Raw genomic sequence first — 19,903 nt, 5'->3', positions numbered from 1 at the left:
CGGTTGATCCCCGAGGGCGCCAGTCACTTCGATTCGGGGCTGCTCCCGGGCAGCCACGACAGCGAGTTCGACGCGGTCGGTGAAACCGAACTCGTCCGGTATGGACCGTACACACACGTTCGAGGAGCGAGGCGTGTATTTCTACCTCTGTCAACCGCACTACGGCGTCAGCGGGATGGCCGGCGCAGTCGTCGTCGGCGACCTTTGGGAGGAGAACCAGGGCGATGGGTGGTCACCTGGTATGACCGCCGATCTCTCACCAATCGTCGAGGCAGATCCGGTCAACGGTCCTGTAATCAAAGAGAAGATCGAGGGCGACCTGCGAACGATGGTACGTCACGGTGAGGAAGGTGGAGGTGGACACTGATGACAGAGCACAACACGGATGTGTCGGATAACGGTGACACCGTACAGAGCGATCACGACGACGATCACGGTCCGTCCGGTTGGCGGTACTGGCTCTACACGACCGATCACGAAGTCATCGGTATTATCTACCTCTGGAACGCGCTGTTCTTTTTCGCGGTCGGCGGGCTGGCGGCCCTGGTCTTCCGGACGGAGCTGGCACTGTCTCCCGCCAACGCGATTCTCAACTCTGCGGGCTACAATAGTCTCCTCACGCTCCACGGGTTGACGATGGTCTTTTTCGTTATCCCACCGCTGACGGGAGCGTTTCAGAACTACCTGATCCCCCACTGGGTTGGGGCCGAGGAGATGGCCTATCCCCGGTGGAACGCGCTCGGCGCGTGGTCGATCACTGCTGGCGGACTCCTCCTCTGGCTCCCACTGTTCACGAACGCCTTGGGGCTTACGGGACTCCCAGCAAACGGTGGTTGGTTCCAGTATCCGCCACTCACGACGATGTTCAACTCCTCGGGTATCGACGCGGAGATCGTCGGGCTCACGTTGCTTCTGGGCGGCGGCTCGATCCCTGGCGGCATCAACTTCTTTGTCACTGTGGTGAACGAGCGGCGACCGGACCTCGGGTGGTTCGATATCCCGATAGCCTGCTGGGCGATCGGTATCATTACGCCCGCACTCGGGTTCTACACGTTCCCTTGGGTCGTCACCGCCCTCAATCTGAATTTCCTCGAACGAGCGTTCGAGATGACGTTTTACAACGCTCGAACCGGCGGCGCGCCGTTACTCTACCAGTGGATCTGGTGGACGTTCGGCCATCCAGAGGTGTACATCCTTGTCATTCCCGGGATGGGAATCGCAATGGAGATCATCGGCCGGTTCAGCGAGCGGCCCATCTTCGGGAACAAGTGGGTCATCGTCAGCTTCGCGACGCTGTCGCTGTTCTCCGCGGGTGTGTGGGCCCATCATATGTTCACCACCGGACTGGGGGCCTCTCGGTACGCCTTCATGGTGTTCTCGATGGTCATCGCCCTCACGTTCAGCCTTTATCTATTCAGCGCTCTCGCGACGATGTACAAGGGACGCGTCCATCTCACGACGCCGATGCTGTTCTCCATCGGGCTCCTGGTCGGGCTCGTCTATTCCGGGATGGAAGGACTCCAGTTGGGCCAACCGGCACTCGACCAGATGCTCCACTCGACGTACTTCGTTGTCGGACACTTCCACTTCACCCTCTTTATGGTCGGCGTGATGGGCCTCCTTGCGGGAGTCTACTACTGGTATCCGCTCATCACGGGGCGGATGTACAGTTCCCTCGCCGGCAAGTATCACGCGGTGACAACGCTGGCCGGGCTTCCGCTCTTGTTCTTCCTGATGGCCCGACTGGGCGAACTCGGAATGATGCGGCGGTACGCGACGTACACCTATATGCCGGAGCTCCAGTTCTGGCACGTTCTGACTACCGGAGCGGCGTTCTTCGTCGCCTCCGGGCAACTCGTGTTCTTCATCAATATGCTCTGGAGCCTCAGATACGGAGAGCGAGTCGACAACCCCTGGGAGGACGTCCTCTCCGGGCAGAATATGCCCTCTCCCGAGTGGGACGGCTTCCCGCACCACGCGCCGACGCCGGAGAACGTCTACGACGAGATCCCTGCCGACGACGTCGACGTCGATCTCGACGACGATTCGGGGGCGGTTCTCTCCGACGGTGGTGCTGGCGTCGATGCCGGGGGTGACGACGATGAGTGACGCGGACGACGACGTCACTGTCCCCGACGACAGTTCGTTCGGAGTGCTGTCGGGAGCATTCTGGGCGCTCGTCATCGCGTTCGGTCTCGGGCTGTTCTTCTACGACTTCGGGGTCGTGACACTCGAAGAAGTCGTCAACGGCCAGCCCATCGGCGTCATCCACAACTTCCGCGTGACGATGTCCGTCATCGCGATGGTTGGTGGCGGGGGTTCGTCGCTGTGACTGGTTGGTTCGTCTATCGATACGCCGCTCCACGCCGTGAAACGGCGGCGAAACTCCGTCCCGGCAGTGGTCGCTACACGTTCAGCGTGTGGAGTCTGGCATCGCCTTCTTGGTACTGATGACCGTCTTCATGGGAGCAAGCGCGCTCGCACAGACCGACCAAGCCGCCGACCCGACCGCACAGGCCGGAACGGACCGCGTCCTCGAGATGGACATCACCGCAGGACAGTGGTTCTTCCGGTACGACGTTGCTGGCGTCCCGTTCACGCAGGGGAATCACGTCGTCCTGCCTGCGGACACCGTGATTAAGTTCAGAATCACGTCAGCCGACGTGATTCACTCCTTCGCAATTCAGGAACTCGGCGTGAAGAAAGACGCCATGCCGGGACAAGTCAACTCGGCGTGGTTCTCCGTTGAAGAGGTTGAGGGAGAACGGACCATCACGGTAAATGGAACTGAAATTCCCGCCGATACATACCAGGTCACGTGTGCCGAACTCTGTGGAAAGGGCCATTCGCAGATGGTCTCACAGGTGTTCATCGTCTCGCCAGAGGACTACCGGACGTGGGTGGAGGCCAACGGTGGGACAGTTCCGGAGAGTTTCGAGGCAGCGAAGGCGGCCACGGTGAGGAAGAAGAAGGAGGCCACTAACCATGTCAAACGAAGAAATGTCTGATCGACCCGGTGAACCGGTTCGCCGAGGGGAGGGTGCCGAGGGCTTCCCCCACGGTAGCAAGTACCCGCTGTTCGTCGCCCTGGGGATGTTCTTCACGGGGCTCGGGCTCTCGATGTTCACCGTGGCACTGGCCATCGGGATTCCAGTCCTGATATACGGGATGTGGGGTTGGACGAAGGAATACACGATCGAGGAGTTTGAGACGGGTATTGTTCCGGCGCAAAAACGTCAGCTGCTCGGATTCAAGTCCGGCTACATCTCGATGTTGCTGGTCATCCTCGGCGAGTTGATAATCTTTGCCTCACTGTTCGTCGTCTGGTTTTACCTCAAGGCGACGCGTGGGCCGTTCCCACCCGAGGGAATGCCGGGACCAGATCTGATGCTTGGAATCGTGATGACGGTCCTGCTACTCGCGGCCAGCGTCGCTCTTGGCTACGGCCGCTACGCTATCGCACGGGATGAGCGGACGCCATTCAACTGGGGACTCGCGCTCTCGATGGTGTTCGGTGTGGCGTATCTCGTGGTGTTCGCGCTTGACTGGATAAATCTGGCTGCTGGCGGCGCAGTTCCCTCTCAGGGTCCGTATCCAGCTGCCTACTACGTGCTGACAGGAACACATGCGGCTCACCTCTTAGCAGGCCTGGTGTTGAGTGGCATTATCGCCTACAGGGCGTGGGGGCGGAATCACTTCAGTTCGAACCGTCACCTTATGGTCAAGACGACGGAGGCGTATTGGCACTTCCTAACCTTCGTTTCCATTCTCATTCTGCCTTCGTCTACTTCCCGGGGTGAGCCTATGGCAGCCCACACCGATTCTGTCGACCGGCGTACGACCGACGCCCTGTTCACGCTCGTGCTCGGCGTCTACGCACTTATGTTGGCTGGGGCGACGACTGCCGTGACGGGGGCGTCTGCCGCGTGTCCGACCTGGCCTGCCTGTAATGGGCTGACCTCCGGAGAGGGAATATCCGCGCTCGTAATTGTTGTTCTCTCCCACCGGGTGCTCGCACTGATCGTCGGCCTCGGTCTGCTTTGGCTTACGTGGCATGTCCGTGGCGACAGCGTCGCCAAGGGAGTGCGCCGTCCCATCATCGCTGCCGTCACACTCTACCCGGTTCAGGTCGCGGTCGGGGCACTGGCTGTAGGAGCAGACACGTCGGTTTCGGTCAGCGGGGCACATCTGGTTGTTGCCGTGGCCATCTTCGGCGCATTGACGGTCGCGCTGGCACGGCAGTTAACCGACGTCTCGGACGAGTCCGATGTTCCGAACGCCGGCGTGTTCGACCGTCATGACGGTGTCGAAGCGGAGATGGCTGGTGACAATCGATCCATCTCCGCGGCCGAACCGGGATCCGCTCGCGGGCCGAGCGCTTCGAGTAAGTCGACGCGGATGGGCGTTCGTTCGCTGTTTCCGGAACGTTCGTGGGAGTATCTCCGGATGACCAAGCCCCGGCTGATGTGGCTGCTTTGTCTCGTTGCACTCGCGGCGATGCTACTGGCCGGGGGACGCACCGTTCCGATAGATCGCATCGCGTGGACGCTCCTCGGTGGTGTGCTGGCGGTCGGTGCGAGCGGTGTGTTCAACAACGTCCTCGAACGCGATGTCGACGAGCAGATGAATCGGACGGCGGACCGCCCCTCGTGGAACAGCGGGTCTCGGTCCGGCGTGCGACGGCTTTCGGGATTGTACTCGCGTTCGCCTCGCTGGGGGTGTTTGCAGCCCGCGTCAATCTCCTCGCAGCGCTGCTCGGTCTGCTGGCAATCCTATCCTACAGCGTTGGCTACACCATCCTGTTGAAACCGAACACCACCCAGAACATCGTCATCGGCGGCGCAGTCGGGGCGTTTCCCGCGCTCATCGGGTGGAGTGCCGTCAGAGGGTCGATTGGGTTCGATATTCTCCTGTTGAGCGTGGTCATCTTCTTGTGGACGCCCGCTCACTTCTACAATCTCGCACTTATGTACAAGGAGGAATACGCAACTGCCGGGTTCCCGATGTTGCCCGTCGTGCGGGGCGAGGAGACAACCCGGCGACATATTGTGCTGTACCTCGCGGCGACGATGGTTGCGGTCGCGTTCCTGGGTGCGTTGACGGCCCTTGACTGGCTGTTCGCCGTGAGCGCCGTCGTCGCCGGCGCCGTCTTCCTCTGGTTCGTCGTCCGACTCTGTCGTCGCAAAACCGATCGAGCAGCAGGAACGCGTTTGTCTCCGCGAACGCGTATCTTGGTATGCTCCAGTGGCCATCGTAGTAGACTCCATCTTCGTGTGAGCATTACAGGCGGTGTCCCGATTCGTCGCCCGCAACAGTCACCCGTCGCCGACGTACACCCAGCGGGTGAACCTCGCTCCGAGTTCGTCGCTCCAGTACAGCATCCCGACTGTCGCCACGAATACGAGCGTCGAGAGGTCCCATGAGAGCCACGCAATCGTGCTGAATGTGGAGGCGCCGAGTAACGGCACGAGTAGCGAGAAGGAACAGCCGACGCATGAAACGAGTCCGAACACCCCGGAGAGGGCGCCCTTCGTCGCGTCGAGTAGCCGAGCGTACAGGAGGTACGCAATCGAAAGGTACCCCACGAGTTTGAACGGGACGATGACCGTCTGTACCAACGTATTTCTGAATACGATGATTGGCCCCCAGCCAGGAGTGACCCAGGAAATACGAAACTCCGCCCCGGAACCGAGGGGTTGGAAAAATCCGAGCTGAAGTAACCCACCGAGCGTCAGCAGTACGAACAGATATACTCCCGTTATGGCCGCCGCCGAAGCGCGTACACCGAATCGACGAGCGGATGGTCGCGTCCGGGAAATTGCGAGTGCCCCGAGATTGATCCAGATGAACGGATATACCACATACCTCGGTTCAGTCACGGACGTTTGTGTAACGAGGAAATATCCCCAGACCACCGCGAACTCGACCCCCAAGACCGCCCCCCAGCGGACGATATCGCTACTCTCGATGCCAAAACGAACACGGATATCGTCCAGATACTCCGTTGCTGTACTCATCAGTTCAGCTTTCGGTACTGTATATCATACACCGTACTCATTAAGCGTTGTTCGCCCATTTGTCTCGCCTACCCGATTTTGATCATTCCACGACGACACGACCAATCATCCTGTTCTCCTCGTGGGGCAAGCAAAAATATCGGTACGTTCCTGTAATATCGAACGTGTGGCTATATGTCTCACCGCGTTCGAGAAATCCTCTCGACGACGTGCTCTGTCGGACAGCCCGTTCGGATTCGTAGCCACCGCTGGCGAAATACGCCGCCTCCTCTGGAAGCGACTCATCGTATGCTGATGCCGTATGGGGAGCAGGACTCTTGTTCTCCCAGGTAACTTGCTGGCCGGGTTCGATTGTGATCTCAACAGGATCGAACCGAAGGTCACTCGTCATCGTGACTATTGGCTCCGACGGGCCTCCCCTCCGAGGCAGCCAGCAATTCCGGATATCCCGGCGGTTAGTACACTCCCGCTCCGACGAAGCACCGTTCGTCGTGAGCAGCAATTCATTAGTCCAGCCCTCGTTTGGAGGGATCACCGCTTGGTTCGAGTTTCTTTATTCGCGTCGCAGTGCCAGAAACGTCGCGGCAAGCGTCAGCGTCACTGCCGCGGCCGCTGCGAAGTCGTGGGCTTGCCCCGAGTGATCAAGGATTCCGTTGACGAGTTCGGCCCGCAGGAACGTGTGATGGAACTCCCCAACGAGCGGCGCAAAGTAATCCACGATGTCGTTAAGCCCGTACCAGACGGTGGCGACGGCGACCGCACTGACTGAGAACTCGGCATAGCGATAGATCAGGAACGACTGCAGACTCATCGCGAGATAACTCACGACCAGGAACCAGTAGAGCCAGGGTGCGATGCCGCCCGGCCCGTTGAGAAACAGCTGGACGAACGGCGTCCAGAGCCCGAGTTTGATGTTCCCGAAAAAGGCAAGCATCTGGATCCACTCAATGTCATAGTCGAGTTTCCACGCCGCGAGACTGAGCGCGACGAACAGCGTCGCGGCGGGGCTGTCAGGGACAAACGGCCACATCACGAGCGAGGTTTGAGCAAGCTGGAAGCGGTAGTACCAGAACCCGAACGCGGTCCCCGCGAGGTTTATTATGACAATGAGCCACGCATATCGGAGTGCAAGATTCTCCAGCTGCCGGGGGAGTGGGGCAAGGTAGTTAGGCAGACGATCCGTGGTCGCTGTAGGTGTGGAAGGCATTCGTCTCGCTGAATTACATCCCAGAACTGTCGGTTCGCCGGTTCGTCATAATAACCCCACTGAGTAACATCAGGACTGCGAGCGCGACCATCCCGAGGTCCCAGCCCATTCCAGCGGTCATTGACGAACCCATGCCGCCGCTCATCCCGCCGTTCATACCGGATTCCATTCCACTGCCCATCTCCCAGTTCATACTCCCAGTAACGCCGACGAGTGCCTGATTGAGCAACATCACCAGCGAATACCCGATCATTAGCGGTCCACTCGCGTTCCCGAGCCGACTCGAGTAGGGCGTGAGCAGAGCAACTCCGTGGACGATCACGATGACGCCGAGGAGCGCCATAAGGAGCCCGCTGTTAGAGCTCATCATCCCGCTGCCGGTTGTCGCCGAGAGCAGCGAGTAAACTCCTGAGACAAGTGCGATTGCCGCGCCGTACTGCCGTGTCGTATCGCTCGTGTTCATCGTATCCATTGTTAGACCCCGAGCATCATTCGAAGCGATCCACGGACGCCCATCGGGAGTCCGATTGCTCCGATGAAGAACGTCATGAGCCACCACCAAGTGTGGTTCATCTCGTCTTTCGCGTCCGCGAGGTACCACACGATACCGCCGGTTACGAGGAGTTTGAGGACGAATGTCGATCCCGAGAATCCAGTCGCCTGATACACGAGATTCGTGATGACCAGCTTCGGGGAGTAGCCGAGGAACGTCACACCGATGAGATTCTGTGCCGCGTCCCACATCTGCCCGAAGACGGCCAACAGAAACAGCGGGTGGCGGAGGTGTGCGACGTCGACGAGGCTCGCCCCCAGTAGTAGAGCCCGGTCACGCCGATGGCAATCCCAGTCGTCGTGACTGGCACCCACAGTCGGAGTGGGCCCGATGTCGAGAGTCCGTGCCAGAGCGCCCATCCGACGGCACCGACAGCCCAGACCGATCCAACGAGACCGACTATTGACGGGATGGATCCGATATTCCGGTCGCGCGCGAGGCACCGACGCCGAGCGCGAGGACGGTGACGGCGGTGACGACGAAGTATATCGACGGCGTGATGAACCACACAGCGTAGTCACCGAGCAGTCCGATATCTTCGAGGGCGCGCATCGAACGTGACATCGAGGTAGTCGAGATATGCCCGGAGTCCTGGGAGACTGTACACGACGGCCGCGAGATAGGTCACCGTGTTCACGGTGTTGTATCCGCGGACGGCCTGTATTCCCTCGTGTGTGACTGGCTGGCCGGCAGCGTCGGCGACGACCGGACCCCAGAGATACTGCCAGACGAACCGGTCGTAGACAAGCGACGGGAACGCGAGGAGTGCGGCACCGACGAGGACGACCGGGACAAGCAGATACAGCGCCCACCATTCTTGGGTTCCGGTGTCGGGGAGGACGGTTTCGACCCGCCGCGCAACGGTACTCACGATTCGCTCACCTCGACTCGCCACGTGGTGCTTTTCGAGCGCCCCCACTGTTCGAGCGACACGTCGGTGAGGTCGTCTTGGAGCTGGCTCAGATACTGTGCGACGGCTTTCGGTGACCCATCGAGGTCGCTGGCGATATCCCGAGCCCGAAGGTACGTGGGCTCAGTATCGGCCTTCTCGACGAGATACGCGTGTACCATGCGGCGGGAAATAGATGACATGAGTCGAGGACAGTGGTGTTCAGCGGAGTTTCCCGAGCAGTTTGTAGTCGTGATCTGGGGTGTACCGCCGGAACAGCAGGCTGTTCGACAGTACCGACACGCTGGAGAACGCCATCGCGCCGGCTGCCAGCACGGGTTGCAGGAGACCGAGGGACGCGAGCGGGATCATCGCGGTGTTGTACCCGAGTGCCCACACGAGGTTCTGTTTGATCTTCTGGAGCGTCGCGTCAGAGATGCGGATCGCTTTCACAACGTCGACCGGGTCGTCGCGCATCAGCGTGACGTCCGCGGCCTCGATGGCGACGTCAGTTCCCGAGCCGATGGCCGTTCCAACATACGCGACGGCGAGCGCGGGCGCGTCGTTGACGCCGTCACCGACCATCATCGCCTGCCGCCCCTCGTCCTGGATGGACTCGACGGCGTCGGACTTGTCCTCCGGGAGGACCTCCGCGCGGACGTTCTCGGGGTCGATGCCGACCTGTTCGGCGACGGCGCGGGCGGTACGCTCGTTGTCGCCGGTGATCATCATCACGTCGACGCCGCGCTCCTGGAGCTGACTCACCGCGTCTTTCGCGCTCTCTTTGATCGTGTCGGCGTCCGCGACCACACCCACAAGTTCGCCCTCGTAGGCGACGAGCATGGCCGTCTTCCCCTCGTTCTCGAGGCGCTCCATCGTGTCCTGCGCGGGCGACGGGTCGATCCCGTTGTCACGGAGGAGCTTCCGATTCCCGACCAAGACCTCGCTGTCACCGACGGTCGCTTGAATGCCGTGGCCGGGGACGTTCTCGAAGTCGTCCGGGTCGGTCACGTCGATCCCCCGCTCTTCGGCGCCGTCGACGATGGCCCGGGCGAGCGGGTGTTCGCTCGCATGTTCGGCCGTGGCCGCGAGCCGCAAGACGTCCTCCTCACCGAGGCGTTCGCGAGCGCTCAGTCGGCCGCCATCGGCAGCGGTGTCGCCGCCATCCGTGAGAGGCTGTCCGTCACCGTCGAGAACGACGACGTCGGTCAGTTCCATCTCGCCTTTCGTGAGCGTCCCAGTCTTGTCGAAGACGACTGTGTCGACGTCCTTGGCGCGTTCGAGGATGTCACCGCCTTTGAACAGGACGCCGTTCTGCGCACCGATAGTTGTCCCAACCATCGTCGCGGCGGGCGTCGCCAGCCCCAGCGCGCAGGGACAGGCGATGAGGACGGCGGAGGCGAAGACGATAACTGCGAACTCGAAGACGGAGACGGCCCCACCGGCGACGGCTGGCCCGCCGGCGACGAGGCCCCACAGCGGGAGCCACTCGACGAAGCCAGCGAGCACCTCGGGGAACAGGAACCACACCAGCCCCCAGAAGACTGCGTTCCCGATGACCGCAGGCACGAAGTACGCGGAGATGCGGTCAGCGAGATTCTGGATGTCGGGCTGGCGGGACTGCGCCTCTTTGACCGTCTGCACGATCTGCTGGAGTGCCGTGTCCTCGCCGACCTTCGTCGCCTCGACGACGAGCACGCCGTTCTCGTTGATGGTCGAGCCGACGACCTCGTCGCCCTCGCTTTTTTCGACAGGGACGGATTCGCCGGTGACCATCGACTCGTCGACCGCCGACTGACCGTCGACAACGACACTATCGGTCGGAATCTTCTCGCCGGGTCGGACCTTCATCCGGTCGCCGACCTCGACGTCTTCCAGCGGAATCTCCTCCTCGTTGCCGTCCTCGTCGACGACGGTGGCCGTCTCGGCCTCCATCTCCAGCAGTTTGCGGAGTGCTTCGCCGGCCTGGCCCTTCGAGCGGGCTTCGAGGTAGTTCCCGAGCGTGATGAACACGAGGATGAGCGCGGCCGTGTCGAAGTACAGACCGCCCGCGATGAGCCCGGAGAGGACGGCGACGGAGTAGACGTACGCGGTGGTCGAGCCCAGCGCGATCAGCACGTCCATGTTGGCGCGCTTGTTGTTCACCAGCGCATTGTACGAGTTCTTGTAGAACGGCCAGCCGAGCACCAGCTGAACGGGCGTCGCCAGCAAGAACTCGACCCAGCCGAACTCGACACCGAAGACCGTCTCCGGGACGACCCCGCCGCCGAGGAGGTACTTCTCAAGCAAGAAGAAGAGAAGCGGAGCGGCGAGTACCGCACCAAACAGGGTCAGTCGAAGCTGTTTGCGGATCTCAGCCTGTCGCGCGGCGTCGCGCGCGTCCTCACCGGAGTCGCCGTCGTCGCCGTCCTCTCGGACGGGCGAGTAGCCTGCACTCTCGATGGCATCGTAGAGCGCATCCAGCGATGTGTCCGCGGGGTTGTACCGGACTTGGGCTTCGTCGGTGGCGAAGTTCGCCTCGGCCGCGATGACACCTGGTGTGTTTTGGGCAGTCTCATTGGTCTGTACACAGTTGGCACAGGTCATATCGGAGATGCCGATGGTCACGGTGTCAGACACCGCACCGTACCCGGCATCTTCGATGGCCTCGAATATCTCTTCGAGCGATACCTCGTCAGGGTCGTACTCGACGGAGCCCTCGTCAGTGGCGAAGTTCGCGTTCGCCTCGACGACGCCGTCGAGGGACTCGAGCGCGTCGCCAACTGTCGCCGAGCAGTTAGCACAGGTCATCCCTGTGATGTCGAGATGTGCAGTTCGCGTTCCCATTCTTGTCCTATACTACGTGGTCCTTCCTTAGTGCAGTTACTGTTCCGAGACTAGGGCTTTAGATTGGTGTAGAATTTAGATTCAAAGGTCTACTCCCCTTCCACCGCCGAAGCATGCCAATGTCGACCCCATCGACTCGGAGCGGAAACCACGACTACAGCTTAGGCCCCTTCTTCGAGACGCTGATACTGGTCTTCGAAGCGACTACGGCACGACGGACAACAGAAGTGATAGACATCATCGTCGATTCGAACGGATTCACCCTCGCTATCGACCGTATTCCCACACTCGGCACATGTGATTGCGAACTCAGTGCCGTCGAGTGAGGGCGTCCATTCGAGGTCATCGACGAGCGTCACCGAGTAGTCCGTCGACGGCGCATCTTCGAGGAGGCTATCAATCCACCGTCGAACGTTCTGCCCCTCCGCACGGCCGTAGAACCAGATTTTCCCCTCGGCAGTGACGAAGAGGTGTTCGATACCCTCCGCATCCTGGAGTCGGCTTCGAAGTGGCTCGATGGCAGATGTATCGTTTTCGAGCTGGACGAACACCGGGACACCAGCTCGCAGCTGTGCGCGGTTCACGTCGATGGTGAAGCCGTTGATAATGTCGGCTTCCTCAGCCGTTTCACGCGATCCGAGACGGCTGGCCCTGAGAGATCCACTTTCTCACCGATGCTACTGAACGAGCGCCGTGCGTCCGCTGCCAATAACGAGAGAATCTCCATGTCTGTCTCGTCTAACTCACGCATATCTACGCATAGAACCCCCGTATCACAATACTGTTTCCCAGCGTGAGATTTCGAGTGCCATTTTCTTCACCCAGGTAGACTTTGGATTCGAAGCAGAAACTGACAAAGATGTCCCTCTCGTATGTATTCGTGTATGTCGACGACCATCACCGTTGAGGGAATGACCTGCGGCCACTGTGAACAGACAGTTGAGGAAGCGCTTCGAGAGGTGAGCGGCGTGACTGATGTGACTGCCGATCGAGAAGCCGAACAGGCGAGCGTCGATGGCGCTGCTGACATCACAGCACTCGTTCAGGCCGTCGAAGACGCTGGCTACACCGCCTCCACCTGAGAACCGCCGGAACGCACGCCAACGAACACCCCGCCGTTCTCGTTCGATACTGGCCCTTCCGATGGCACCGCGCAGTATCAGGGTCTGAATATATAATGAGGGACAGCACCAATACTCACTCCATGAGCAACAATTCAGACCACGAGAACTCCGAGTACCCCTCTGCAGAAGTGCACCCCTCATATCAATCCGAAGGACCCGTCTACTGTTGTCGAATTTGCGGATTAAAAGCAGAGTCGGAACCGCGAGCATCAGCCCACGCGTCATCAGGACAGCATTCTCACTCCCCGGAGCACGAAGCACAAACGATGGTGGATGAGGTCTCCACGGAATCAGAACCCCCGGATGAACACGCCCATCTCGAGCACGAAACCGAGGACGGGTACCGCCAGGCTGAAACCGGCGGTATCGTCGAGGTGGAGTGGGGACCGAACCCGCTCATCAAGGACAGAGAGCCACTGTTCACGATTTCAGATCACTTCAAGAACGATGTCGAGAGGATTTGCGCGCCAACGACCGGCATCGTCGTCGGTGTCCACGAAAACGCGGTGGCGTGCCCGGGACACCCGCTGTGTCACTTCGCGCACGTCGACGAGGAAACCGTCGCTATCATTTGCGACGACACTGAACACGGCGTGGCCGGCGTCTACCGTGAAGGTGGGTTCCAATGGCCCGAACCTCGCTGGTACGCCCACCACGAACACGAAATCGATACAGCACACGCTGGAAACACTCATGACACCGAACGAGAGGATAGAGATGACTGATCCTGCCCATCCGATATTCGCGAAATTGTACGATCCGGTGATGAAACCGGCAGAGCGAACCGTGCTCACCGAACACCGCCGCTATCTCGTGGATAATCTCTCCGGGATGGTTCTGGACCTCGGCGCGGGGACAGGTGCGATGTTTCCGTACTTTAGAGAAGCAGCTGCTGACAGCGGAACTGTCACACTGTTCGCGATTGAGCCAGACCCACACATGCGCCGGAAAGCGCTTGAACGAGCACGCGACCTCGGCCTCGAGATCGAGATAGAAAACGCCGGTGCAGAAGCACTTCCATTCGCAGACGACTCCTTCGACATCGTCATCGCATCACTCGTGTTCTGTACCATCCCTGATTTTGACGTCGCACTCTCCGAGGTGGCCCGGGTACTGAAGCCAGGTGGCGAGTTCCGGTTTCTCGAGCACGTCCGCGGAGAGGGCGCCGTGGGTATCGCCCACGACGTACTCGCGCCCGCATGGCACACCCTTGCTGGCGGGTGTCATCTGAATCGCGAGACGGACGACATATTTCGAGATGACGATCGATTCGAACTCGTAGATTACACACGGCTGGAGGACATCCCGCGGATCGTTCCAATCGTCCGTGGGACGCTCGAACGCCGACGGGAAGATTCGGTTATTTCACGTCTCGTTGGTGCCGGGAAGACAGGGAAGTGATTACGAGGGGGCCTCTATAGATGATGGTGGGCTCTCACTATTAGTGATGGGTATACACAATTTACCTTTGTCGGTAGAGAAGATAGATTTTGACGATTGACTTAGCGTGTCACAGAACACGTTGCACGCACTGTCCATCCAATTCTTGTCAGGATTCGCGTATAAGATACAGCACGTACCTCTTATAATCCCATCAACTATATGATATTAAATCTATTCAAATATATTATTATAAATTCCATAAATAGATCCGATTAATAGCAGTGGCCTTGATAATCAAAGGACGGTTATCGCGACTCAAGAATGTCTGGAGACAGTGATGCGACTCAAGCTGACCCCACTCACGACGATCACTCTCACGATCATGGCCACGAGACATCGTCAAGTAGTCGGGAGTTAGCGCTGGTTGCCGGCCTCAACCTCTTGGGATTCTTCGGTGAACTCACTGGTGGGGTGCTGTTTGGCTCGGTGGCACTCATCAGCGATGCCGTGCATATGCTGTTCGACGCGCTAGCGTATGTGATGGCCTTTGCCGCCACCTATGTTGCCGACCGGTATGAGGGGTCGAACCAATGGTCGTACGGTCTGCACCGGCTGGAACCGATGGCTGCCTTTCTCAATGGAGTCTTACTCATCCCGATGGTCGGGTACATCCTCTGGGAGACCTACCAGCGATTCCTCAATCCGATTGCCATCGGGACCGTCCCAACACTCCTGATCGCAATTGGGGGTTAGCGATCAATGCAGGCAGTGTCTATATTCTACAAGGCGGGGAGATGAGCCTCAACGAGAAAGGAGCGTTCTATCACCTGATCGGAGACGCCGGCGGGTCGATCGCAGTTATCGTCTCCGTCCTCACGATTGAAGTCACCGGCATCCGGATAATTGACCCGGTCACGGCGGCACTTATCGCCGGCGTTGTCCTGTGGTCGGCTGGGAAAGTCCTCCGTGGCAGCGGGGCTATCTTCTTCCTGAAAACACCGTTCGAACCTGAGGGCGTCCGAACCGACATGGAGGCCGTTGATGGCGTTGACCAGGTTGAGGACTGGCATGCGTGGCAGATTTGCAGTCAAATCACTGTCGCCACCGCTCATGTCGAAACATCCGTTGAGACGATGACGGAGGCTGAAACCGTGACACAGCAGATCCATCACGTGTTGGCAGATCACGGCGTCGATCACGCGACGGTTGAACTCTGTCCTGCGTACGATGATCGGCATACCCATCTCAACTCCCATGCTCACGAAGTGTGAGAACCTTCTGCTGAATACAATTGCAAGCGCGAAGGCACGCACTTCGTGGAGATCCAACCAGGTGGCACGACCAAAGAATGCACTCAGTGTGGCGTCGCAACCGGGAAACCGCTCGGGTGCGTGAACACTCCTGTCCCGCCTGTGGTTTCGAGGCAGACAGAGACGCAAATGCGGCGTGGAAACAGGAAGCCTTTATTCAAGGAGGCGGCGAGTAGACAGGGATAGTTCACGCGGTCGCGGTAGTCGTCAACTCCGCTGCACTGCGTAGCGTCTCGAGAAACTCCTCGGCGTCGAGCGCGGCCATGCTTCCAGTTCCGGCAGACGTGATCGCCTGGCGGTACCGGGGATCAGCGACGTCACCGGCAGCGAACACGCCATCGACGGTCGTCCGGGCCGTAGGGCGGCCTGCGTCGTCCGCTTGCGTGAAGATGTAGCCATTTTCGTCTCGTTCTACGGCAGTCTCATCCAGGAACCGCGTGTTCGGCGTGTGGCCCACCGCGTAGAATACGCCGCCAACATCGACGGTCTCCCGCTCGACGTCGATCCCGGACTCGACCTTCTCCGTAGGGTAGCCATCGGGGTGGGAGACGAGCGTGGCACCGGTGACGCCCTCTTCCTGTGAGCCGTGAATGGCTTCGAGTTCCGTGTTCCAGCGGAACTGTACTTTTTCGTGATCGCGAGCACGGTCGGCCATGATCTCCGACGCTCGCAGCTCCTCGCGGCGGTGGACGACCGTCACGGAGTCGGCGAACTTCGCGAGGAACAACGCCTCCTCCATGGCGCTGTCGCCGCCGCCGACGACGAGGACGTCGTCGCCGCGGTGGAACGCGCCGTCACAGGTCGCACACGTCGACAGTCCCTGCCCCATCAGTTCGTCCTCGTTCTCGGCGCCGACCCAGCGTGCGCTCGCGCCAGTCGCGACAATCAGCGCCCGCGTGTAGAGCGTGTCGCCAGTCGACAGCGATAGCTCCAGCGGCTGGCCGTCCAGGTCCGCGTCCTCGATGCGACCGTGTTCGAACTGTGCGCCGAACTTCTCGGCCTGCTCTTTGCCGCGCTGGACGAGGTCCATGCCGCCGACGCCGTCGGGGAAGCCGAGATAGTTCTCGACGTCGGTTGTCAGCGTGAGCTGGCCGCCCGGCTCGTCACCCTCAAGCACCAGGGGGTCGAGATCGGCGCGAGCCGCATAGACCGCTGCCGAGAGGCCGGCGATTCCTGAGCCGGCGATGACGAGGCCGTGTACGTCTGTACTCATTTAGTTCGTGTAGGAGTCGACGAGCGTTCGAAGCTGCTCTTCGCTCTGGAGGCCAACGACTTCCTCGACCTGCTCACCATCGGCGAAGAGGACGAGTGTTGGGACGCCGCGGACGCCGTAGGCGCTCGCAAGTTGCTGGTTTGCGTCGACGTCGACCTTTGCGACCGTCGCGTCGGTCTCGGCGGCGATGGTCTCGACGATCGGTTCGAGCATCTGGCAGGGCCCACACCAGTCGGCGTAGAAGTCCGTCAGGACGACATCGTCTTGGCTGACAAGGGCATCAAGGTCGTCGGCACCGTCGACGTGGGTTGGTTCGTTCGCGGGATCAGTGCGACCGTCGTTTGCAGTATCAGTTGCCATCACCTGTCTCTAGGGACTGCCAGCCATTAAGACTTGTCCTATATCCACAATACTACACACTACCTATGCGACAGTCAGATGTGCTATGGAGAGGTTATGGCGGAAGTCCTCTCTAAAATCCTTTCAAACACTAGATGGCGTTCTAACTCAAGCATCTCTTGCGTTCACTATTGTGAGAATAGTACACTATAAGACGGGGGACATCTCCGACTTCGAGATCAGTTCCACTCTGGTTCGAGCGCGTCGAGTAATCTGTCGACCTCGCCTGTCGTGTTGACTGCATGGACGGACATACGGACAGCGTTCGGGCTCGGGAGTGAGCGCACGACGATGCCCTCTGTCGCCAGTCGTTCGACCGTCGATTTGGGGTCATCGACATCGATTGTGACGAGCCCCGACTCGGGCGGATCAGGACTGTAGAGCTGACCGTCTGGGATGCCGTCCACGAGCTGTCCGGTCAAGGTCTGGATTCGTTCCGCGATGCGATCGATTCCGATCTCGTCGATCGCGTCGATCGCCTCGGCCAGGGCGACGTGGGGTGCGGGGTTCGACGACCCGACCTCGAATCGTCGGGCACCGATCGCGAACTCGTAGGGATCTGCAGTTGGCGTTTCGACGCTTCGGTAGCCGACTGTGCTGGGCGTGAGAGAGTTGGCGATGTCATCGTCGACGTAGAGGAAGCCACCTCCCCAGAGTCCCAGGAGCCACTTGTGACCGGCTGCTGCGACCGCGTCAGCACCCCATTCGTCGACGTCCATCGGGAGCTGTCCGGGAACCTGGACCGCGTCGACGAGCGCAAACGCGCCGGCTTCGTGGGCGATGTCGACAAGGTCGGAAACGGGTAACCGGGTGCCATGTGTCCACGTCACTGCACTGAAGCACGCAAGCCGTGCATCCTCAACGGCTTCGGCGAAGACGTCGAGATCGACGCGACCGTTCTCCGTCTCGACGACGCGAACGTCGACGCCCTCCTGTTCCAGGCGTTGCCACGGGAGCGTTCCAGCGGGGTGTTCGAGGTCTGTTCGAACGACAGTATCACCGGGTTGCCAGTCGATCGCGTTCGCAATCGCGTTGATACCGGCAGTCGTACTCTCCGTGAGCGCGATCTCGGTGGCGTCCGCGTTGACGAAGTCCGCGACGCGATCCCGCGCTTGGTCGTAGGCATCGAACGCCACGTCGTAGGGATCGTTTTGAGTACTCGTCTTATACTCGTGTGACTGCACGAATTCGTTGGCGGCTTCAACGACGTACCGCGGGCTCGGGCCGTGCGCACCGAAGTTCAGGTAGATGTCCTCGTGCAGGGCGGGCGTGTCAGCGCGAAGTTCTGTGGGAGTCATCGGTCGTCTGTCGGGGTTAGTCACTGAATTGTGCGAGGTCTGTTCGAACGACAGTATCACCGGGTTGCCAGTCGATCGCGTTCGCAATCGCGTTGATACCGGCAGTCGTACTCTCCGTGAGCGCGATCTCGGTGGCGTCCGCGTTGACGAAGTCCGCGACGCGATCCCGCGCTTGGTCGTAGGCATCGAACGCCACGTCGTAGGGATCGTTTTGAGTACTCGTCTTATACTCGTGTGACTGCACGAATTCGTTGGCGGCTTCAACGACGTACCGCGGGCTCGGGCCGTGCGCACCGAAGTTCAGGTAGATGTCCTCGTGCAGGGCGGGCGTGTCAGCGCGAAGTTCTGTGGGAGTCATCGGTCGTCTGTCGGGGTTAGTCACTGAATTGTGCGAGCAGGTCGCGGAGTGACTGTTCGGTTTGGCCGCCGCGGAGCTGTTTCACGGGCTGGCCGTCGACGAACAGGACGAACGTAGGTGTGCTCTGGGCACCGAACTCGATTGCAGTTTCGAGATGCGATTCGATGTCAATTGTCAGAACCGTTGCATCGGTGTCTTCGGCGAGGGTATCGAGAACCGGCTTCATTCGCTGGCAGGTGCCACACCACTCCGTGTAGAATTCGACGAGAGTGGTTCCACTGTCCTCGAGGACTGTCTTGAGGTCGCCATCGCCGAGTGATCCCACGCTGTTCGTCTTTGTTGCTTGTGTTGCCATTACCAGCTTCTATGCACCGAGTGGTTAATAGTCTTGGGCTTTCTACACAATACTAATTGTGTCTACTCAGAACACTCCCGTTGAGAACGAACGGTGGAAAGCTACAGCCCAGAGATCACTCCGTTCGTGTGACTCACTGAGGGCATGTTCACGACCGTTCGAATACGAGCGCGTAATGGTACGGTGGCAGGTCGGCCTGTCGATCGAACGCAGCAGCTGACGCCGAGAGTACGGCATCTTTGGTTTCCTCTGGCGTCATCCGCAGCTCTGTCGGTGGGCCCCGGGGTTCGTTCGCCACAATCGTCGTCTCACGTGAGTAATCGTGCCAGTTGACGACGATCAGGCTCCCGTCGGCTTCGATCGCGTCCAACGCCTGCTCGACAAGTCCAGACTGGTTGTCGACCCCGTGGAACGTGTTCGCTACCACGAGTGTATCGACACGTTCGGGGAGCACTGCGGTCAGATTTCGGGCGTCACCGTGAACAGGGTTGACGTTCTCGATGTTTTGCTGGTCGGCGAGATACTCGAGTTCGTCGAGAAGCGCTTCGTTCAGGTCGATCGCGTACACTGGATAGGGCTCGACGATCTGCGCGGCCGGAAGCGCAAAGTAGCCACTCCCACAGCCAACCTCGGCGACCGACTCCCCACTCGAGACCGAGGTCTCGTAGTGTCGCTCCGGGTGTTGGCCAGAGCTTGCTCCACCAGTCCCAGTCCGGCTGGCCGGTGTTCTGGAACCGCTCCATCTCTATCTGGAACCCGACGTGTCGATGCCCAGCAGACGATACAGGAGACAGACCCGGACGAGTCCGGTTCCGACGAGGACCAGTCCCAGAAGCGTCAGGACTACGCCGACCGTTGTCCCCAGCCCCAGCAAGCCGCTGGCTGCCGACAGTCCGACGACTACGAGGCCCAACCCGACGACGATGCGAGTCCGCCTGTCTGTCGCACCAATATTGTTCTTTACACCCACA

General features: G+C 60.0%; 21 protein-coding genes and 6 pseudogenes. 10 read left to right on the top strand and 17 right to left on the bottom strand.

The features are described from left to right. Nucleotides 1-79: 79 nt before the first annotated feature. The 5 genes and pseudogenes from ACFQJD_RS02100 (at nucleotide 80) to ACFQJD_RS02080 (ending at nucleotide 5,423) form a co-directional block, all read left to right on the top strand. Nucleotides 80-367: a plastocyanin/azurin family copper-binding protein gene (locus ACFQJD_RS02100; protein WP_379795820.1), complete on the top strand. Its 288-nt coding sequence runs from the start codon at nucleotides 80-82 to the stop codon at nucleotides 365-367. Continuing rightward, nucleotides 367-2,109 carry a cytochrome c oxidase subunit I gene (locus ACFQJD_RS02095; RefSeq protein WP_379795818.1) on the top strand — a complete coding sequence of 581 codons (1,743 nt, stop codon included), beginning with the start codon at nucleotides 367-369 and terminating at the stop codon, nucleotides 2,107-2,109. Before ACFQJD_RS02100 ends, ACFQJD_RS02095 begins: the two co-directional genes overlap by 1 nt. Next, nucleotides 2,102-2,332, top strand: a complete 231-nt coding sequence (locus ACFQJD_RS02090; protein ID WP_379795816.1) for a hypothetical protein — start codon at nucleotides 2,102-2,104, stop codon at nucleotides 2,330-2,332. The genes ACFQJD_RS02095 and ACFQJD_RS02090 overlap by 8 nt, the downstream gene beginning before the upstream one ends. 88 nt (nucleotides 2,333-2,420) lie before the next feature. Further along, a complete protein-coding gene (locus ACFQJD_RS02085) occupies nucleotides 2,421-3,008 on the top strand; it encodes a hypothetical protein (RefSeq protein ID WP_379795814.1) in 588 nt (195 codons plus the stop codon). Continuing rightward, a pseudogene (locus tag ACFQJD_RS02080) lies at nucleotides 2,986-5,423 on the top strand (heme o synthase). The gene ACFQJD_RS02085 and the pseudogene ACFQJD_RS02080 overlap by 23 nt, the downstream one beginning before the upstream one ends. Here the strand turns inward: ACFQJD_RS02080 and ACFQJD_RS02075 are convergent. The 10 genes and pseudogenes from ACFQJD_RS02075 to ACFQJD_RS02030 all read right to left on the bottom strand — a co-directional run bounded on the left by ACFQJD_RS02075 (nucleotide 5,316) and on the right by ACFQJD_RS02030 (nucleotide 12,243). Next, nucleotides 5,316-6,017, bottom strand: coding sequence for a DUF7546 family protein (locus ACFQJD_RS02075; RefSeq protein ID WP_379795812.1), 702 nt, complete (start codon nucleotides 6,015-6,017; stop codon nucleotides 5,316-5,318). The pseudogene ACFQJD_RS02080 and the gene ACFQJD_RS02075 overlap by 108 nt on opposite strands. 82 nt (nucleotides 6,018-6,099) lie before the next feature. After that, complete coding sequence (locus tag ACFQJD_RS02070) at nucleotides 6,100-6,408, bottom strand: plastocyanin/azurin family copper-binding protein (RefSeq protein ID WP_379795810.1); 309 nt, start codon at nucleotides 6,406-6,408, stop codon at nucleotides 6,100-6,102. 162 nt (nucleotides 6,409-6,570) lie between these two features. Continuing rightward, nucleotides 6,571-7,224: a DUF1405 domain-containing protein gene (locus tag ACFQJD_RS02065; RefSeq protein ID WP_379795808.1), complete on the bottom strand. Its 654-nt coding sequence runs from the start codon at nucleotides 7,222-7,224 to the stop codon at nucleotides 6,571-6,573. Between the two features lie 13 nt (nucleotides 7,225-7,237). Next, nucleotides 7,238-7,696 carry a hypothetical protein gene (locus ACFQJD_RS02060; protein WP_379795806.1) on the bottom strand — a complete coding sequence of 153 codons (459 nt, stop codon included), beginning with the start codon at nucleotides 7,694-7,696 and terminating at the stop codon, nucleotides 7,238-7,240. A 2-nt stretch (nucleotides 7,697-7,698) separates the two neighbouring features. Then, complete coding sequence (locus ACFQJD_RS02055) at nucleotides 7,699-8,091, bottom strand: DUF63 family protein (protein ID WP_379795804.1); 393 nt, start codon at nucleotides 8,089-8,091, stop codon at nucleotides 7,699-7,701. 85 nt (nucleotides 8,092-8,176) lie between these two features. Beyond that, on the bottom strand, nucleotides 8,177-8,329 hold the full coding sequence (locus tag ACFQJD_RS02050; RefSeq protein ID WP_379795802.1) for a DUF63 family protein: 153 nt from the start codon (nucleotides 8,327-8,329) through the stop codon (nucleotides 8,177-8,179). Further along, nucleotides 8,295-8,648 (bottom strand): hypothetical protein, encoded by a 354-nt coding sequence (locus tag ACFQJD_RS02045; RefSeq protein WP_379795800.1) that lies wholly within the window; start codon nucleotides 8,646-8,648, stop codon nucleotides 8,295-8,297. Before ACFQJD_RS02045 ends, ACFQJD_RS02050 begins: the two co-directional genes overlap by 35 nt. Next, nucleotides 8,645-8,848 (bottom strand): DUF7123 family protein, encoded by a 204-nt coding sequence (locus ACFQJD_RS02040; RefSeq protein ID WP_379795798.1) that lies wholly within the window; start codon nucleotides 8,846-8,848, stop codon nucleotides 8,645-8,647. The genes ACFQJD_RS02045 and ACFQJD_RS02040 overlap by 4 nt, the downstream gene beginning before the upstream one ends. A 40-nt stretch (nucleotides 8,849-8,888) precedes the next feature. Continuing rightward, nucleotides 8,889-11,492, bottom strand: a complete 2,604-nt coding sequence (locus ACFQJD_RS02035; RefSeq protein ID WP_379795797.1) for a heavy metal translocating P-type ATPase — start codon at nucleotides 11,490-11,492, stop codon at nucleotides 8,889-8,891. A 161-nt stretch (nucleotides 11,493-11,653) separates the two neighbouring features. Then, a pseudogene (locus ACFQJD_RS02030) lies at nucleotides 11,654-12,243 on the bottom strand (AsnC family transcriptional regulator). A 133-nt stretch (nucleotides 12,244-12,376) separates the two neighbouring features. Here ACFQJD_RS02030 and ACFQJD_RS02025 point away from each other — a divergent pair. The 5 genes and pseudogenes from ACFQJD_RS02025 to ACFQJD_RS02005 all read left to right on the top strand — a co-directional run. Continuing rightward, nucleotides 12,377-12,574, top strand: coding sequence for a heavy-metal-associated domain-containing protein (locus ACFQJD_RS02025; protein ID WP_379795796.1), 198 nt, complete (start codon nucleotides 12,377-12,379; stop codon nucleotides 12,572-12,574). Nucleotides 12,575-12,882: 308 nt separating this feature from the next. Continuing rightward, nucleotides 12,883-13,341, top strand: coding sequence for a hypothetical protein (locus tag ACFQJD_RS02020; RefSeq protein WP_379795794.1), 459 nt, complete (start codon nucleotides 12,883-12,885; stop codon nucleotides 13,339-13,341). Beyond that, the gene (locus tag ACFQJD_RS02015) at nucleotides 13,310-14,017 is read left to right on the top strand and encodes a class I SAM-dependent methyltransferase (protein WP_379795792.1); all 708 of its coding nucleotides are present in this window, start codon (nucleotides 13,310-13,312) and stop codon (nucleotides 14,015-14,017) included. Before ACFQJD_RS02020 ends, ACFQJD_RS02015 begins: the two co-directional genes overlap by 32 nt. Before the next feature lie 303 nt (nucleotides 14,018-14,320). Further along, nucleotides 14,321-15,270 (top strand): annotated as a pseudogene (locus tag ACFQJD_RS02010) (cation diffusion facilitator family transporter). A 12-nt stretch (nucleotides 15,271-15,282) separates the two neighbouring features. Further along, nucleotides 15,283-15,449 (top strand): annotated as a pseudogene (locus ACFQJD_RS02005) (zinc ribbon domain-containing protein); the annotation flags it as partial. Between the two features lie 47 nt (nucleotides 15,450-15,496). On the opposite strand, the gene ACFQJD_RS02000 reads toward ACFQJD_RS02005, so the two are convergent. From ACFQJD_RS02000 to ACFQJD_RS01970, 7 genes and pseudogenes are all read right to left on the bottom strand, one after another. Continuing rightward, nucleotides 15,497-16,522: an NAD(P)/FAD-dependent oxidoreductase gene (locus tag ACFQJD_RS02000; RefSeq protein ID WP_379795790.1), complete on the bottom strand. Its 1,026-nt coding sequence runs from the start codon at nucleotides 16,520-16,522 to the stop codon at nucleotides 15,497-15,499. Next, a complete protein-coding gene (gene trxA / locus ACFQJD_RS01995; protein WP_379795788.1) occupies nucleotides 16,523-16,882 on the bottom strand; it encodes a thioredoxin in 360 nt (119 codons plus the stop codon). It lies immediately after the preceding gene. A gap of 218 nt (nucleotides 16,883-17,100) precedes the next feature. Continuing rightward, nucleotides 17,101-18,219, bottom strand: coding sequence for an aminotransferase class V-fold PLP-dependent enzyme (locus ACFQJD_RS01990; RefSeq protein WP_379795786.1), 1,119 nt, complete (start codon nucleotides 18,217-18,219; stop codon nucleotides 17,101-17,103). Between the two features lie 34 nt (nucleotides 18,220-18,253). Further along, nucleotides 18,254-18,577 (bottom strand): annotated as a pseudogene (locus tag ACFQJD_RS01985) (aminotransferase class V-fold PLP-dependent enzyme); the annotation flags it as partial. 16 nt (nucleotides 18,578-18,593) lie between these two features. Next, nucleotides 18,594-18,932: a thioredoxin family protein gene (locus ACFQJD_RS01980; RefSeq protein WP_379795784.1), complete on the bottom strand. Its 339-nt coding sequence runs from the start codon at nucleotides 18,930-18,932 to the stop codon at nucleotides 18,594-18,596. 148 nt (nucleotides 18,933-19,080) lie between these two features. Then, nucleotides 19,081-19,675 (bottom strand): annotated as a pseudogene (locus ACFQJD_RS01975) (class I SAM-dependent methyltransferase). Nucleotides 19,676-19,677: 2 nt separating this feature from the next. After that, the gene (locus ACFQJD_RS01970) at nucleotides 19,678-19,902 is read right to left on the bottom strand and encodes a YgaP-like transmembrane domain (RefSeq protein ID WP_379795892.1); all 225 of its coding nucleotides are present in this window, start codon (nucleotides 19,900-19,902) and stop codon (nucleotides 19,678-19,680) included. Nucleotide 19,903: the final 1 nt, after the last annotated feature.

It is taken from the genome of Haloplanus sp. GCM10025708 (assembly GCF_042663985.1).
GTDB classification, from domain to species: domain Archaea; phylum Halobacteriota; class Halobacteria; order Halobacteriales; family Haloferacaceae; genus Salinirarus; species Salinirarus marinus.
The sequence above is the reverse complement of the archived record's forward strand: the minus strand, read 5'-3'. Positions and strand labels throughout refer to the sequence as shown.